Source organism: Pedococcus sp. P2_E5 (genome assembly GCF_056403895.1).
This window is the reverse complement of sequence record NZ_JBFUEP010000029.1, coordinates 25,674-41,243: the sequence shown is the minus strand read 5'-3', so window position 1 is coordinate 41,243 and position 15,570 is coordinate 25,674. Positions and strand designations below refer to the sequence as shown.

General features: G+C 70.9%; 13 protein-coding genes. 5 read left to right on the top strand and 8 right to left on the bottom strand.

Annotated features, from left to right (window positions below):
* The first annotated feature begins 1 nt into the window (after window position 1).
* The gene (locus tag AC1DVZ_RS11355) at window positions 2-2,545 is read left to right on the top strand and encodes an ABC transporter permease (RefSeq protein WP_477618301.1); all 2,544 of its coding nucleotides are present in this window, start codon (window positions 2-4) and stop codon (window positions 2,543-2,545) included.
* A 63-nt stretch (window positions 2,546-2,608) separates the two neighbouring features.
* Here the strand turns inward: AC1DVZ_RS11355 and AC1DVZ_RS11350 are convergent, their stop codons facing one another.
* Complete coding sequence (locus AC1DVZ_RS11350) at window positions 2,609-2,899, bottom strand: WXG100 family type VII secretion target (protein WP_477618300.1); 291 nt, start codon at window positions 2,897-2,899, stop codon at window positions 2,609-2,611.
* A gap of 123 nt (window positions 2,900-3,022) precedes the next feature.
* Here AC1DVZ_RS11350 and AC1DVZ_RS11345 point away from each other — a divergent pair, with 123 nt between their 5' ends.
* The gene (locus tag AC1DVZ_RS11345) at window positions 3,023-3,769 is read left to right on the top strand and encodes a DUF4031 domain-containing protein (protein ID WP_477618299.1); all 747 of its coding nucleotides are present in this window, start codon (window positions 3,023-3,025) and stop codon (window positions 3,767-3,769) included.
* Window positions 3,766-4,299, top strand: a complete 534-nt coding sequence (locus tag AC1DVZ_RS11340; protein WP_477618298.1) for an NUDIX hydrolase — start codon at window positions 3,766-3,768, stop codon at window positions 4,297-4,299. The genes AC1DVZ_RS11345 and AC1DVZ_RS11340 overlap by 4 nt, the downstream gene beginning before the upstream one ends.
* Here AC1DVZ_RS11340 and AC1DVZ_RS11335 read toward each other — a convergent pair.
* The 7 genes from AC1DVZ_RS11335 to AC1DVZ_RS11305 all read right to left on the bottom strand — a co-directional run bounded on the left by AC1DVZ_RS11335 (window position 4,250) and on the right by AC1DVZ_RS11305 (window position 13,482).
* Window positions 4,250-4,912 carry an HD domain-containing protein gene (locus AC1DVZ_RS11335; RefSeq protein ID WP_477618297.1) on the bottom strand — a complete coding sequence of 221 codons (663 nt, stop codon included), beginning with the start codon at window positions 4,910-4,912 and terminating at the stop codon, window positions 4,250-4,252. The genes AC1DVZ_RS11340 and AC1DVZ_RS11335 overlap by 50 nt on opposite strands.
* Before the next feature lie 71 nt (window positions 4,913-4,983).
* A complete protein-coding gene (locus AC1DVZ_RS11330; RefSeq protein ID WP_477618296.1) occupies window positions 4,984-7,008 on the bottom strand; it encodes a HelD family protein in 2,025 nt (674 codons plus the stop codon).
* A 216-nt stretch (window positions 7,009-7,224) separates the two neighbouring features.
* Window positions 7,225-8,748: a S1C family serine protease gene (locus AC1DVZ_RS11325; protein WP_477618295.1), complete on the bottom strand. Its 1,524-nt coding sequence runs from the start codon at window positions 8,746-8,748 to the stop codon at window positions 7,225-7,227.
* 52 nt (window positions 8,749-8,800) lie between these two features.
* A complete protein-coding gene (locus AC1DVZ_RS11320; protein ID WP_477618294.1) occupies window positions 8,801-10,291 on the bottom strand; it encodes a sensor histidine kinase in 1,491 nt (496 codons plus the stop codon).
* Window positions 10,292-10,326: 35 nt separating this feature from the next.
* Window positions 10,327-11,034 (bottom strand): response regulator transcription factor, encoded by a 708-nt coding sequence (locus tag AC1DVZ_RS11315; RefSeq protein ID WP_477618293.1) that lies wholly within the window; start codon window positions 11,032-11,034, stop codon window positions 10,327-10,329.
* 54 nt (window positions 11,035-11,088) lie between these two features.
* The gene (locus tag AC1DVZ_RS11310) at window positions 11,089-12,735 is read right to left on the bottom strand and encodes a DNA repair helicase XPB (RefSeq protein ID WP_477618292.1); all 1,647 of its coding nucleotides are present in this window, start codon (window positions 12,733-12,735) and stop codon (window positions 11,089-11,091) included.
* A gap of 3 nt (window positions 12,736-12,738) precedes the next feature.
* Complete coding sequence (locus tag AC1DVZ_RS11305) at window positions 12,739-13,482, bottom strand: CD225/dispanin family protein (protein WP_477618291.1); 744 nt, start codon at window positions 13,480-13,482, stop codon at window positions 12,739-12,741.
* 100 nt (window positions 13,483-13,582) lie between these two features.
* Here AC1DVZ_RS11305 and AC1DVZ_RS11300 point away from each other — a divergent pair, with 100 nt between their 5' ends.
* Together AC1DVZ_RS11300 and AC1DVZ_RS11295 are read left to right on the top strand one after the other, a co-directional pair.
* Entirely contained in the window at window positions 13,583-14,515 is a 933-nt protein-coding gene (locus AC1DVZ_RS11300) for a hydroxymethylglutaryl-CoA lyase (protein WP_477618319.1), read from the top strand.
* A 246-nt stretch (window positions 14,516-14,761) separates the two neighbouring features.
* Window positions 14,762-15,565: a hypothetical protein gene (locus AC1DVZ_RS11295; protein WP_477618290.1), complete on the top strand. Its 804-nt coding sequence runs from the start codon at window positions 14,762-14,764 to the stop codon at window positions 15,563-15,565.
* Window positions 15,566-15,570 lie beyond the last annotated feature (5 nt).

Genomic DNA, 15,570 nt, shown 5'->3' with positions numbered 1-15,570 from the left:
CATGTTGCGTGCCAGCTGGAAGAGCCTGATGGGCCGCAAGCTGCGGCTGTTCATGAGTGCCTTCGCCATCATCCTCGGCGTCTCGTTCGTCTCGGGATCGCTGATCTTCACCGACACGCTCGGGAAGGCGTTCAGCGGGATCGTCGACACCGTCGGCGATGTCGTCGTGCGTCCCGACAGCGTGAGCGGCGACTTCGACAGCGCCCCCTCGTCGGCCACCATGCCGGGGGCCATGGTTCGCGACCTCGCGTCGGTGCCCGGCGTGGCCCGCGCCGACGGCAACGTCACCGACCCGACCACCTTCGTCGTGTCCACCAAGGGCAAGCTCATCGGCGGCCAGGGAGCCCCGGGACTGGGCCTGTCGTGGAACGACGCGCCGACGGCGGCGGGTGAGCCCCCGGCATACATCAAGCAGGGGCGCTCGCCCCACCAGAAGGGCGAGGTCGTCCTCGACGCCGGCACCGCGGAGCGAGCCGGCTACAGAATCGGTGACGAGGTCACGCTGGCCACCAGCAGCCCCACGCCGATCGTGCGCGCCACCCTCGTGGGTCTCGCCGAGTTCAAGTCCGGTCTCGTGGGCGCGACCCTCACCTTCTTCGACACCAAGACGGCCCAGGAGCTGTACCTCGGCGGCAGGGACGAGTACACCGACGCGTGGGTGACGGCCAAGGACGGCGTCAGCCAGGAGGACCTCGCCAAGGCGGTCCAGGCCAAGCTGCCCGCTGGCTACGAGGCCGTCACCGGCAAGGCCGTGGCCAAGGAGTCGCAGAACTCGATCAACCAGGCCCTGTCGTTCATCAACACGTTCCTGCTGGTCTTCGCCGGGATCGCGCTGTTCGTCGGGTCGTTCCTCATCGTCAACACGTTCTCGATCCTGGTCGCCCAGCGCAGCCGCGAGCTCGCGCTGTTCCGCGCCCTGGGTGCGGCCCGCAAGCAGGTGACGCGCTCGGTGCTCTTCGAGGCCTTCGTCGTCGGCCTCGTCGGTGCGACGCTGGGTCTGGGCCTCGGGTTCGTCCTGGCCCTGGGCATCAAGGCGCTGTTCGCGCAGTTCGGGCTGGACCTCAGTGGGTCGCCTCTCGTCTTCGAGTGGACCACCGCCATGTGGTCGTATGCCGTGGGGCTGCTCGTGACGATGATCGCCGCCTACCTGCCCGCGCGCCGCGCCGGCAAGATGCCGTCGGTGGTGGCGATGCGCGACGACGTGGCCCTCCCCGAGTCGGCGCTGCGCTGGCGCCTGCTGGTGGGCACCGTGCTCATGGTCGGTGGGCTCGTGGCCGGCTACCTCGGTGCCTTCACCGACATCGACCACTCGGCGCTGTACGTCGGTGGTGGCGTGTTCGGCCTGCTGCTCGGGGTGGCGCTGACCAGTCCGGTGATCGGTCGTCCGGTGATCGCGGCCTGTGGCTTCGTCTACCGACGTCTCTTCCGCACGGTCGGGGTGATGGCCGAGCAGAACGCCATCCGCAACCCACGTCGCACCGCGGCCACGGCCTCGGCCCTGATGATCGGCCTGACCCTGGTGTCGATGATGTCGGTGTTCGGGGCGTCGGCCAAGGCGAGCGTCGACAAGTCGATCGCGCAGAACTTCGTCGCCGACTACGTCGTGTCCAACGCGATCGGTCAGCCGTTCTCGTCGACCATCACGGCCGACGTGGCCAAGGTCCCGGGCGTCGAGGTGGCCACCCCGGTGCGCTACACCGTGTTCAAGAAGGGCGGGGACAGCCAGTTCGCCGCCGCGGTCGACCCGGCGACGTTCGCCCGGGCCGTGCCGATCGAGGTCCTGGAGGGCAAGCTGTCCGGCCTCACCGGAAACACGGTCATGCTCACCGACAAGTCCGCCAAGGAGCTGGGCCTCGGTCTCGGCGACACGGTCAAGGCCTCGATCGCCGCCGGCAAGGAAGGCACCTACACCGTCGCCGCGATCTACAGGTCGATGGAGGCCATGGACATCCCGGTGCTGACCTCGATCGCGACCGCCACCGCGAACGGACGGCCTGAGCAGGACAGCCTCACGTTCGTCGTGCGTCAGCCGGGGGCCGACAAGGCGGCCATCGAGGCGGGCATCGACAAGGTCATCGCCGACCTGCCCACCGTCACCCTCAAGGACCAGGACGCGTTCGCCGCGGAGCAGCGCAAGCCGATCGACCAGCTGCTCTACATGATCTACGCGCTGCTCGGCCTGGCCGTCGTCATCGCGGTCCTGGGCATCGTCAACACCCTGGCGCTGTCGGTGATCGAGCGGACCCGCGAGATCGGGCTGCTGCGGGCCGTCGGCCTCAGCCGCCGCCAGCTGCGGACCATGCTGCGGCTGGAGTCGGTCGCGATCGCCCTGCTGGGAGCGGTGCTGGGGGTGGTCCTGGGCCTCGGCGCCGGCTGGGGTCTGCAGCGCTCGCTGGCCGACGACGGCATCGACGTGCTGGCGATCCCTGTGCCGCAGCTGGCGATCTTCGTGGTGCTGGCCGGTGTGGTGGGCGTGCTCGCAGCACTCTGGCCCGGGCGGCGCGCCTCGCGGCTCGACGTGCTCAAGGCCATCACCACGGAGTGACCGAGGCATCGGCGTCGAGGTGACGCGTGGCCCGGACCCACCTGCGGTCCGGGCCACGCGACGTCAGCTGAACATGCGCAGCGTCTGCGCCTCGGTCTCGGCGTAGTGCGCTCCGGCGGCGGCCAGCACACCGCCGATCGAGTCGAGCGAGGCCCGCACCTGCTTCTGGGTGCCCTGCCACTCGGCGACGAGCGACTGGAAGCGCGCGGAGGCGGTGCCCGTCCACGCTCCCTGGAGCCCGTTGAGCCGCGCCATCATCGCGGTGACCTGGCTGTCGATCTCGCTGGAGATGCGGGCGATGTCGCCCGACGCGGCGTGGATCCGCTCGGTGTCCACCGTGAACTGTGCCGACATGGTTGTCCTCCTGACCCCTGCGGTGCCCCCATGACATCCGCCTGTGGCGAGGCTAGGCACCTCCCCGGCGTCGTCCCCGGGTTATCCACAGGGCCGACCGGCCGGAGCGGTAGCGTCAGCCGGGTGACGATCTGGATCGACCCGCCTGCATGGCCCGCGCACGGGCGCCTGTGGTCCCACCTCGTCAGCGACACGTCGTACGACGAGCTGCACGATTTCGCTGCAGCCCAAGGGATTCCGCGCCGCGGCTTCGAGGGTGACCACTACGACGTGCCCCAGGAGAGCTATGCCGCGCTCGTCGCGGCAGGTGCCGCCCCCGTCGACGGCCGCGAGGTGGTGCGGATCCTGCAGCGCAGCGGACTGCGGATCCAGAAGCGCAAGCACGAGCGCGTCGTGCAGGCCGTGCCCGGGGCGCCTTGGCTGCCACCGGGCTCACGGGCCGACGTGATCGCCTCCCGTCAGGACGCGCCGCCGGCCAACACGGTTCTTGTGCGGCTGGCCCTGGTGCGCGGGCCCGACCTGCTCGTCGTCGAACGACCGGACGGCGGCTGGGACCTTCCCACCCGAGCGGTGGGCGACCACGAACCGGGCGAGACGATGGCCGCGCTGGTCGACGACCTGATGGGCTCGCCCACGACCGTGTCGCCGACTCTGCTGGGCTACGTCCGCAACACCGTTCCGACACCCGACGCCGACTATCCGTGGCCGGTCCCCAAGGCCTGCTTCGCCGTCTACAGCGACCGCCTCGCCCCGGCGGAGGAGGCCGGCCACGGCACCTGGCTGGAGCCCGATCGCGCAGAAACCGCACTGTCGCAACGCCATTGGTGGCCATTGATCGAGTACCTGCAGCACCTGGAACGCCGACGATGAGCCGAACGGTGCTGGCCCGGCTGCGGGACGTGCCCTTCGCCGACGGTTCGGTGGCCCACGTCGAGCTCGTGCGCTCCGACGACCTGGCGCCGGAGTCGGAGGTCTTCGCAGCGATGGTGGTGCTCCAGGATGCCGACGGCAGGTATGCCGTGGTCTTCAGTCCGCGACGCGGCGAGTGGGGGCCTCCCGGTGGTGCCCGCGAGCCGGGCGAGACGGTGCTCGAGTGCGTGTTGCGCGAGGTCCGCGAGGAGACCGGCCTCGTGCTGTCGAGTGAGGACCTGGTGCCCTGGGGGCAGGAACGGTTCGAGCCGCAGTCACCGGGACGGTGGCCGGCAGAGGGTGGTGCGATGCAGCTCTACCGAGCCCGCATCCGCTCGGCGGCACCGGAGCTGACCGCCACCGAGGACGACGCGGTCGACCCGCAGTGGGTCAGCGGGGAGGAGTTCCGCAGGCGCTCCGGCGAGCGCTTCTGGTGGCCGCTCATCGAGGACGCGCCGCCGTCAGGGTCTCCAGCTCGGCCGCCAGGTTGAGCCGCGCGGCGTCCTCCCAGTTGTCCCGGGCGAAGGTCGTCGCGTAGATCGACTCGCGGTCGATGAAGGGCCGCAGGATCGCCGCCCGGGCTGACGCGAACACGTCGTCGGGCACGGCGGCATACTCCTGGCGCACCTGGACGGTGTACTCGTCGTAGCGGGCACGCGGGGCGCTGAGGATCCACAGGTCTGCGTCGTGGAAGGCGGCGGGCAGGCCCTCGTGGGCCAGCTCGTGGGTCTGCGTGGCAAGGACGAGGTCGCGCACGACCTCGATGTCGTCCTGCGCGAAGCCGAGCGCGCTGAGGTCGCGGACGGCGAGCTCGGCGCTGTGGATCTCGTTGTCACCGGGGGCCGTCGTGGGGTCGTAGACCGCATCGTGGAACCACCCGGCCAGCCGCCCCAGTGCCGCCTCGCGCGCGGAGATGACGTGGGCGCGCTCGAGGTCCTCGAGCGCCCAGAACAGCTCCACGAGGTGTCGCGTCGTGTGGTAGCTGCGGTGCTCCTCGTCGAGCCTGCGCACCAGGTCGGACCCGATCGCCAGGACGGCGTCCGAGTGCGCTCCCGGAGCGAGCTCGGCGACGTCGAGCTTCCACCACGTGATGAGGGCCGGCACGGGGCGAGTCTGACAGAGCCCCGGGCCGCGGAGGGCGCAGTCGCCGCGACGACGCGCCAGGACCCCCGACGCTAGGGCCGTTGGGCGAGCTCGGCAGGCAGCGGCTGGGCGTGGACGACGGTGAGGGCCGAGACCGCTCGGGTCAGCACGACGTAGAGCCGCCGCAGCCCGGTGCGCTGGTCGGGCTCGGCGGCGGCGATGGCAGCCGGCTCGACGACGACCACCCGGTCGAACTCGAGGCCCTTGGCGACCGTGGCCGGCACGACGTCGACCTGGTGGTCGATGTCGCCGTGGTCCTGTCCGAGCACGCCGTGGTCGATCCCTCGGTGGGTCAGGGCCTTGGACACCTCGGCCACCAGGTCGTCGGGGGCGATGACACCGATCGACCCCGGCTCGGCGAGCTCGCCGGCCACGACGTCCGCGGTGCGCGCCAGGAGGTCGCCGGAGCTCACGGCGACGAGGTCGAGTCGACCCCGGTTGTCGCGGACCGACACGGGTGCGCCCAGGCCGGGCGCCATGTGGGGGAGCAGCTGGGCGGCGTACTCGATGACGCTGGCCGGGACACGGAAACCCCGGTCGAGGACCTCGACATGGCTGCCCGGCTTGCCCAGGTGGTGCAGTGAGGACTCCCACGAGTCGGTGGCCCACGGCGTCGTCCCCTGGGCGATGTCACCCAGCACGGTCGCCGCACCGGTGGAGCACCGGCGGCCGACGGCGCGCAGCTGCATGGGGGACAGGTCCTGCGCCTCGTCGAGGACGACGTGCCCCAACGACGGCGTGCGGGCGATGTGGTCGCCGAGCTCGTCGAGCAGCACGGTGTCGGGCCGCGACCAGCGGACCGTGCCCTTGGAGCGAGCCGGGTCGTCCCACAGCAGGATCCGGCGCTCGTCGTCGGTCAGGAGCTCCTGCGAGTGACGCGCGAGGACATCGGGGTCGGACAGCAGCGAGAACAGCACGGCCTTCGCGTCGAGCGCCGGCCACAGGGCCGCGACGTACTTCTTCACGATCGCGCTGCGGGCCACCTGGTCCTGCACGCGGTCGTCGGGTGAGTCGCCCGCGCCCTCCATCTGCAGGAGGACCGCGTGGGCAAGTCGCTGGGGCAGCATCTGGCGCGCCGCGTCATAGCGAACGCCCCTCGCCTTCAGCTCGTCCAGGATCTCGTTGACCTCGTATGCCGGCACGCGCCACTTGCGCACGCCTCGGGGCACCACGAGGGGTTCGGTCGCGCGCTGCACCGCCGACCACACGGCATACCGAAGCACGTCGGCGAGGCGCGCATCGCCTTTGAGGACAGCGGTTTCGGTGCTGTCGGTGCCACGGACCGGCACGGACGCGACGAGTTCCTCGATCGTGGTGTGGCCGACGGCCACCTCCCCGAGGGCCGGGAGAACGGCGCCGATGTGTTCGAGGAAGGCCCGGTTCGGGCCGATGACGAGGACCCCGGACCGGGCGAGGCGGTCGCGGAAGGCGTAGAGCAGCCAGGCGGCTCGGTGCAGGCCCACGGCGGTCTTGCCGGTGCCCGGTGCCCCCTGGACGCAGATCGTCTGGTCGGCGCCCGCGCGGACGATCTCGTCCTGCTCGGGCTGGATGGTGGCGACGATGTCGCGCATCGGCCCGACGCGGGGCCGCTCGATCTCCTCGGCCAGGATCTGGCTGCGGACGTCGTGCTCGGCCCGGTCCTGGAGGTGCTCGTCCTCGTAGGCCGTGATCGCGCCGTGGTCCAGCCCGAACCGGCGCCGGAGCACCACCCCCATCGGCTCGGTCCGCGAGGCGCGGTAGAACGCCGTCGACATGCCGGCTCGCCAGTCGATGACCAGCGGGTCGCCGGCCGAGTCCGCGACGTGGCGACGCCCGATGTACCAGCGTTCGTCGGTGTCGGTGTCGATGCGGCCGAAGAAGAGCGTGGTCGACGGGTCGTCCTGGAGCGAGGCGGCACGCAGGTGCAGCGTGCGGGCGAGGTGCTCGGCGGAGATCGGGTCGTGCGCCTGGATCTTCAGCGAGAGGGTCTGCTCGCGCATCCGGGTGAGGGCTTCGCGCGCGGCGACGAGGTAGTCCTGCTCGCGCGTGAGTTCGGGGGCGGGAGCGGTTGCAGACACAAGGGTCTACCTTGCCACCGAGCGACCCCCGCGTCGAACGGTTTTGTCGCGAACCGCCGCCGAACGATCAGCTCGGCGAGGGGCGCGAGGTCGTGAGCACGGCCTGCACCAAGTGTTGGGCGAGCTGGTCGTTCGCCGGTCATCGATGGCGGCGCAGGGCCGGGCGCTCTCGGAAAGGAGACGAGGCGCCCAGCCCGGCCGGGGGAGGACCGGCGGTCAGTTGGTCGCTGCCGCCTTGGCCACGAGGGTCGCGGTGAGGTTGAGCTGCTTGCCGTTGCGCAGCACGGTCAGGGTCACCTTGTCGCCGACGGCGCGTTCGCGGATGTTGGCCACCAGCGACAGGGCCGAGTCGACCCGCTCGGAGTCGACGGCGATGACCACGTCGCCCTTCTGGAGGCCGGCGTCGGTGGCCGGGGTGTTGGCCGCGATCGCGGTGATCTCGGCGCCGGCGCGCTGGCTGGTGCCGTCGGAGGCCGTGCCGTCCCCGAGGCTGACCCCGAGGAAGGCGTGCTCGGCCTTGCCGGAGGAGATGAGCTGCGACGCGATGCTCTTGGCCTCGTTGGCCGGGATGGCGAACCCGATGCCGATGCTTCCGCTCTGGCTGCTGCTCGACGAGCCGAGGCTGGCGATGGCGGAGTTGATGCCGATCAGCTGGCCTGAAGCGTTGACGAGCGCGCCACCGGAGTTGCCGGGGTTGATGGCCGCGGAGGTCTGGATCGCGTTGGTCACGACGGAGTTGCCGTCGCTGCTCGTCTGGGGCTGCTGGTCCTGCCCGGGCAGGCTCTGGCCGAACGGGTCCTGCTGCTGGCTGTTGTCCTCGGCGGCTGTGGTGACCGGGCGGTTCAGCGCGCTGACGATCCCGGTGGTGACGGTCCCGGCGAGGCCGAGCGGGTTGCCGATCGCCATGACCGGGTCGCCCACCTTGATGTCGTCGGAGTTGCCGATCGCGATCGGCTTGAGGTCGCTCGGGGCGCTGCTCAGGGTGATGACGGCCAGGTCCGTGCTGGGGTCGGTGCCCGCGACGGTGGCCTTGTAGGTGCGCCCGTCGTTGAGCGTCACCGTGATGCTCGCGCCGGAGCCGGCGCCGCTCACCACGTGGTTGTTGGTGAGGATGTGGCCCTTGGCGTCGATGACGACGCCGGACCCCTGGGCCTCGCTCTGGCCCGACTTCACGGTGATGGCCACGACGCTGGGCGCCACGGCGGCCGCGGTGGCCGTCCAGTTGGGGTTGGTGGCGGAGGCCTGGACCACCGGTCCGGCGTCCGCGCCGCGGCCCAGGGTCGACGTGCTCGCAGCGGAGGAGGTCTGCGAACCGTCGGCCAGCTGGACCGCGGCGTAGGTGCCGCCGCTCGCGAGGAGGGCGGCGAGCGCCGCGACGGCGGTGAGTTCCGTCAGTCGGCGCCGTTTGCCCGGCTGGGCAGGCTCTGCCCCGTCCCGAGTGGGAAAGGATGGGGGCGGCCCAGCCGGAGTCTGTGAGAACGGCGGGTATGCCGGGTGGGCACCCGTCGCGGGGAGGCCCAGGGCCGCGTGGTCGCGCGGGAGCTCCTGGGTCCGGTTGTCAGGTGTCGTGATCTCCTGCGTCTGGCCGAACCAGACCGGGGCCGCCGGCTCGCCCTGGGCAGGAGCGCCCTGCGTCGGCGCGGCCCACAGCTGGTCATCGTGCGATGCCGTCGGCTGCTGGGGAGGCTGGGCGCCGTCACCGGTGGTGTCCGGTCGGGTGTCCGGGTGGATCTGGGTCATGGCGTTCGCGCTCCTTGGTGTGGCTTGGTGACCTGAGTCAACCGGCCCAAGGTCAAGGGGTGCTGGGCGCCGCCTGAGAGTTGCCTGTGGGCAGCTCCACGATGAACGTGGCACCGCCGCCGGGGGTCTGGGCGACGCCGATCCGTCCTTGGTGCGAGTTGACGATGGCGGCGGCGATGGCCAGGCCGAGGCCGTTGCCGCCACCGGTGCCGCGCACCCGGGACGGGTCGGCGCGGTAGAACCGCTCGAAGACCTTGCGTGCCTTGTCGGGATCGACTCCCGGCCCGTGGTCGCGCACTTCCACGACGATGTGCTTGTCGGATTCCCTTGTGCCCACAGCGATTTCGAGAGGTGAGCCACTGGGGGTGTGGTTGAGGGCGTTGGAGACGAGGTTGGCCAGGAGCTGGCGCAGCTTGGCGTCGTCCCCCGGCGCCACCGTCGGACCCAAGGGCCCGGACAGCCCGGAGACGGCGATCTGGCGGGTGGGGTCGATGGCGCGGGCGTCCTGCGCGGCGTCGGCCGCCAGCACCGTCAGGTCGACGGGTGCGAAGCGCAGCGGTCGCTGGTCGTCCAGGCGGGCCAGGACGAGCAGGTCCTCCACCAGGCCGCCCATGCGGGTGGCCTCGCCCTCGATCCGCGTCATCGCGCTGGCCACGTCGGCCGGCTCGCTGACCGCGCCCTGGCGGTAGAGCTCGGCGTAGCCTCGCACGGCCGCGAGCGGGGTGCGCAGCTCGTGCGAGGCATCCGCGACGAACTGTCGCATCCGCTCCTCGGAGGCCTCGCGCGCGGCGAATGACTGCTCGATCTGGGCGAGCATGACGTTGAGCGAGCGGGACAACGAGGTGACCTCGTCCTTCGCGGTCCGGGTGGGGATGCGGCGGGCGAGGTCACCGTCGGCGATCGCCGCCGCCGTGTCCTCGATCTGGCGCAACGGGCGGAAAGCCCGGTGCACGGCATACCAACCTACGAGGCCCATTGCCCCGAGGACGACGAGACCGATGAGCAGCTCGACGAGGATCAGCCGGTTCACCGTGTGGTTGACGCCGTTGAGGGGCACCGCGACGACGAACGTGGCAGACCCTCCGCCGATGCTGCCGGCCACGGCCCGCCACTGGAGCGGGGAGTCGACGGATCCGATCGTGAAGGGCTTGCCCGTGCGGACGCGCGCGTCGGCGAGGGGGAGGGCGCCGACGCGCGGCAGGGCATCGGCCGTGCTGGAACGCACCGTGATCGGGTCTTCGCCGTCGGTCGGCACGAGGACGAAGGCGTAGTTGCTCGGCAGCCTGGCGTTGCTGCTGCCCCGGACGACGGCGGACAGGGCCTGCCGGGCGATCGGCGCCGCCGCGATGCGCAGGTCGGTGTCGATCCGGCTCATCAGGTCACGACGCATCAGCGCTGCCGTGGCGCCGGCGGTGAGCGTCAGTGCGGCGAGCAGCAGGGTCAGCAGCACCGCGACGAGGCGCACCCGCAGCGGGAGGTCCTCCAGGCGCTGCCGGACGCGGTCTCCGGTCGACTCCCTCGCCGGACCGCCGCCGGGAGTCATGGGAAGCGTCCCCGCCGCGGACGCTGGCGTTCCCACTACGCCTCCGGCGGCTTGCGCAGCACGTAGCCGACGCCGCGCTTGGTGTGGATCAGCGGCGGCACACCCTCGAGGTCGATCTTGCGGCGCAGGTAGGAGATGTAGGACTCGACGATGCCGCTCTCGCCGCGGAAGTCGTAGTCCCAGACGTGGTCGAGGATCTGCGCCTTCGACAGGACCCGGTTGGGGTTGAGCATGAGGTAGCGCAGCAGCTTGAACTCGGTGGGGGAGACGTCGATCGAGCGACCACCCCGGCTCACCTCGTGGGAGTCCTCGTCGAGCTCGAGGTCCTCGAAGCGCATCGAGGCCCCCTCGTCCACCTCGCCGCGGGTGCGCCGCAGCACCGCTCGGATCCGGGCGACCACCTCTTCGAGGCTGAACGGCTTGGTGACGTAGTCGTCACCCCCGACGGTCAGCCCCTTGATCTTGTCGTCGACCGAGTCGCGCGCGGTGACGAACACGATGGGCAGCTGGCGACCGGTGTCGCGCAGCTTGCGGGTCACGGTGAAGCCGTCCATGTCCGGGAGCATGACGTCGAGGACGACCAGGTCGGGCTCGTGAACGGTCGCGAGGTGGAGGGCGGTGGCGCCGTCGGCAGCCACGTGCACCTCGAAACCCGCGAAGCGCAGGGAGGTGGCGAGCAGCTCACGGATGTTGGGCTCGTCCTCGACGACGAGGAGGCGCGCCTCGGGTTGCACAGTGGTCACGTCACCCAGTCTCGGGCCTGAGTCTGGGAGTTGTCTGTATGCCGTCTGGACGAGTCAGGCGGTGGCGTCGACGTCGTCGGCGTCGACGATGCGGTAGGCGTAGCCCTGCTCGGCGAGGAAGCGCTGCCGGTGCGCCGCGAACTCGGCGTCGACGGTGTCGCGCGAGACGACGGTGTAGAAGTGCGCTGTGCGGCCGTCTCCCTTGGGGCGCAGCACCCGGCCGAGGCGCTGGGCCTCCTCCTGGCGGGAGCCGAAGGTGCCTGACACCTGGATGGCCACGCTGGCTTCCGGGAGGTCGATCGAGAAGTTCGCGACCTTGGACACGACCAGCAGGTTGATCTCGCCGACGCGGAACGCCTGGAAGAGCTTCTGGCGCTGGGCGACCGGCGTCTCGCCGGTGATGACGTCCGCGTCCAGCCGCTCCGACAGCTCGGCCAGCTGGTCGAGGTACTGGCCGATGACCAGGGTGGGCTCACCCTTGTGCTGGGCCACGATCCGCTCGACGACGGGGTTCTTGACCGGGCTGCACGAGGACAGCCGGTAGCGGTCCTCGGGCTCCGCCACGGCATACGCGAGGCGGTCGGCGTCGGGGAGGGTGACCCGCACCTCCACGCAGTCGGCGGGAGCGATGTAGCCCTGCGCCTCGATGTCCTTCCACGGGGCGTCGTAGCGCTTGGGGCCGATGAGGGAGAACACGTCCGCCTCGCGGCCGTCCTCGCGCACGAGGGTCGCGGTGAGCCCGAGTCGACGACGGGCTTGCAGGTCGGCGGTCATCCGGAAGATCGGCGCGGGGAGGAGGTGCACCTCGTCGTAGATGATCAGGCCCCAGTCGCGGGCGTCGAGCAGGTCGAGGTGGGTGTAGACGCCCTTTCGACGGGTGGTCAGCACCTGGTAGGTCGCGATCGTCACCGGTCGGATCTCCTTGCGGGCACCCGAGTACTCGCCGATCTCCTCGTCGGTGAGGCTGGTGCGCTTGAGCAGCTCGTCGCGCCACTGCCGCGCCGAGACCGTGTTGGTGACCAGGATCAGCGTCGTCGCCTTGGCGACCGCCATGGCTCCCGCCCCGACCAGGGTCTTGCCGGCGCCGCAGGGAAGGACGACCACCCCGGAGCCGCCGTGCCAGAACCCGTCGACCGCCTGCTGCTGGTAGGGCCGCAGCGACCAGTCGGCGTTGTCGAGGTCGATGGCGTGGGCTTCGCCGTCGACATAGCCGGCCTCGTCCTCGGCGGGCCAGCCGACCTTGAGCAGCTCCTGCTTGAGGTGGCCGCGCTCAGAGGGGTGCACGATGACGCGGTCAGCGTCGAGGCGCTCACCGATCAGCGGCTTGATCTTCTTGTGCCGCAACACTTCCTCGAGCACCGGACGGTCGGTGGTGCGCAGCACCAGGCCGTGCTCGGGGTCCTTCTCCAGCGTCAGCCTGCCGTAGCGGTCCATCGTGTCGGCGACGTCGACGAGCAGGGCGTGCGGCACGGCATACCGGCTGAAGGTGATGAGGGCGTTGACCACCTGCTCCGCGTCGTGACCAGCGGCGCGCGCGTTCCACAGGCCCAGCGGGGTCACCCGGTAGGTGTGGATGTGCTCGGGTGCGCGCTCGAGCTCGGCGAACGGGGCGATCGCCCGCCGCGCCTCCTCGGCGCGGGGGTGGTCGACCTCCAGCAGCAGCGTCTTGTCGCTCTGGACGATCAGGGGGCCATCAGGCATGACCTAGTACGACGAGTCGTAGGTCGTGGTGCCACTCGTCACGGCGACCGCGATGACCAGGCCGACGACGATCACGGACAGCACGAGCCCGACGCCGAAGGCGATCCAGCCCCACTTGGTGTACTTGGCCGAGGTGGATGGGTCGTCCTTCTTGGCCGCGGCCATGATGCCGAAGACCAGAGCGACGATGCCGAAGCCGCACCCGAGCGTGGCCAGGCCCGAGACGACGAGGAGGGCGATGGTGTTGCCACTGAGGGACCGCGGTGTGGCATAGGTGGGAGCGCCGTAGCCCGGAGCGCCGTACACAGGGGCGCCGTACGCCGGGGCGCCGTAGGGCGGAGCGCCGGCGGGCGGGGCCCCGTAGGGCGGAGCGCCGGCGTAGCCACCCTGCGCCTGGCCCTGGGTGGGGAACTGCTGACCCGCGTAGGGGTTCGGCTGCCCCGCGCCGGGAGCGCTGGCGTAGGGGTTCGGCGGGGGAGGCGGCGCACCGGCGCCGGGCGCGGGCGCGCCATACGGGTTCTGCGGGGCGGAGCCGGGCGGCGGGCCATAGGCGGGCTGGCCACCGGGCAGGACGCCGGGAGGGGGGCCTGGCGGCGCCGGCTGCGGGGTCGGCTGCGGTGCAGCAGGGCTGGCGGGAGAGGCGGGTGCCGGCGGGATCGGCGGCACTTCCTGGGTCTGGTCGGTCTCGATCGGCGCCGTGGGGTCGCGGAACTCGGGGGTCTCGTCGTTGCGTGGTGTGTCGCTCATCGTGCGTCCCTTCGGGCGTCGCCTGCGTTCGGGTGCAAATCTAACCCTTGCCGCGGGGGACCGTTCGCCAGTCCGGGAATGGCAGGATCAGACCGTGACCATCGGACTGCCCCAGCGCGAACCAGACCCGGAGCTGCCGAGCCGGGTCACCATCTACGAGGTCGGCCCACGGGACGGCCTGCAGAACGAGAAGGCCATCGTCCCGGCCGCCGTGAAGGCGGAGTTCATCCGCCGGCTTGCCGCCGCCGGGCTGGAGACGATCGAGACGACGTCCTTCGTCCCGCCGACGTGGGTGCCGCAGCTCGCCGATGCCCGCGAGGTGCTGGACGACCTCGGGGACCTCGGCCGCGGGGCCCGCCGACCGGTGCTCGTGCCGAACGACCGCGGTCTCGACAACGCGCTCGAGGCAGGCGTCGGGGCGATCGCGATCTTCGGGAGCGCCACCGAGACGTTCGCCCGCAAGAACCTCAACCGCACCGTTGCCGAGTCCGTCGAGATGTTCGCCCCCGTCGTGGCGCGCGCCAAGGAGGCAGGACTGTGGGTCCGTGCCTACGTCTCCATGTGCTTCGGCGACCCGTGGGAAGGACCGGTCCCGGTCGAGCAGGTGGTCGACGTCTCGCAGCGGCTGATGGACCTCGGCGCCGACCAGCTCTCCCTCGGCGACACCATCGGCACCGGCACCACCGGGCACGTGAGTCGCCTGCTCGACGCCCTCGAGGCGCGCGGCATCGGTGCCGACCGGATCGGCGTGCACTTCCACGACACCTACGGCCAGGCGCTCGCCAACACGATGACGGCCCTGCGGCACGGAGTCACCGTCGTCGACGCGTCCACGGGCGGCCTCGGTGGCTGTCCCTACGCCAAGAGCGCCACGGGAAACCTCGCCACCGAGGACCTGGTGTGGGCCCTGGACGGAGCGGGTGTCGAGACCGGTGTCGACCTCGCCGCCCTCGTCGAGACGAGCGTGTGGATGGCCGGCCACCTGGGCCGCCCGTCTCCCTCCGGGGTCGTCCGCGCCCTCGCCGGGGCGTGACCTCGACGCAGTCCTGATCTGGGGTCGGTTGCCTCGGGCGGTGGATGTCCAGCCATCACGTCCAGCCACCGCGTCCAGCCACCGCGTCCAGCGAAAAGCGCAGCCTCGTGCGCCGTCACGGCGCCGTCACGGCAACAACCACTGCCAATTATAGGCAATCGTGGGCAAGGACTAGCCAATGCATGGCTATCTCTGGCAACCTTCCTGCTCGAACGCACCCGCGTTCGAATCCACAGGGGAGGACACATGCAGTTGAGAAAGGTGTTGGTCGTCGCCGCGACGACCGTGGCGATGGTCGGTCAGACCGCCGCCGCATGGGGGGCGCCAGGGGGAGCTGACGCCGACGTTGAACGCATGATCGAGGCAAAGACCGGTCAGGTCGGGCACGTGGTCCCGGCGGCGGGTCTCGACAGGGGTGGGCACCGGATCAAGCCGGCCAAAGGCCTCAAGACCTGGATCCAGAGTGACGGGTCCGACGTTCGCCTCGTCGCCAAGCTGACCGAGGGCCAGACGTCTGGAGTGTTCGAGGACGTGGTGCCGGCGGGCTGGACCATCGACAAGGCCGTCGACGGTGCCTACGACGTCCGGGACGCCGACGGCCGTCAGACGGGCAGCCGCATTCTCGCTCCGTGGGCGGTCGATGCGGTCGGCCGGGCGTTGCCGACCCACTTCGAGGTCCAGGGTCAGAGCCTGCGGCAGGTGGTCGACACCACGGACGCGGCATACCCCATCGTGATGGACCCGACCGTGGTGTCCGGGTGGTACTACTTCTATCCCGTCGCCTACATCAAGTTCAACTGGTCGGAGACGTGGAGGCTGAAGGCCTTCATCAACGACAACCGGACCCTCGTCGCCGGGCTCGTCTGCAACTTCATGCCCGACCCGGTCTCGCGGACGACCTGCCAGGCCATCTTCATCCTCGTGCGGACCGACATCATCAACACCGTCAACGCCGCCATCGCGCATCGCAAGTGCTACAAGGTCAGGATGCCGATGACCGGTGGTGGCGCGGCCCTGGCGGCCTACGATTCCTACTACGTGACCTGTTGAGGGGG

Bases quoted from the DNA above. Each gene is read 5' to 3' on its own strand.
- AC1DVZ_RS11355 (WP_477618301.1), top strand. From the start codon at position 2: ATGTTGCGTGCCAGCTGGAAGAGCCTGATGGGCCGCAAGCTGCGGCTG.
- AC1DVZ_RS11325 (WP_477618295.1), bottom strand. From the start codon at position 8,748: ATGACCCAGATCCACCCGGACACCCGACCGGACACCACCGGTGACGGC.
- AC1DVZ_RS11340 (WP_477618298.1), top strand. From the start codon at position 3,766: ATGAGCCGAACGGTGCTGGCCCGGCTGCGGGACGTGCCCTTCGCCGAC.
- AC1DVZ_RS11310 (WP_477618292.1), bottom strand. From the start codon at position 12,735: ATGCCTGATGGCCCCCTGATCGTCCAGAGCGACAAGACGCTGCTGCTG.
- AC1DVZ_RS11305 (WP_477618291.1), bottom strand. From the start codon at position 13,482: ATGAGCGACACACCACGCAACGACGAGACCCCCGAGTTCCGCGACCCC.
- AC1DVZ_RS11320 (WP_477618294.1), bottom strand. From the start codon at position 10,291: ATGACTCCCGGCGGCGGTCCGGCGAGGGAGTCGACCGGAGACCGCGTC.
- AC1DVZ_RS11350 (WP_477618300.1), bottom strand. From the start codon at position 2,899: ATGTCGGCACAGTTCACGGTGGACACCGAGCGGATCCACGCCGCGTCG.
- AC1DVZ_RS11295 (WP_477618290.1), top strand. From the start codon at position 14,762: ATGCAGTTGAGAAAGGTGTTGGTCGTCGCCGCGACGACCGTGGCGATG.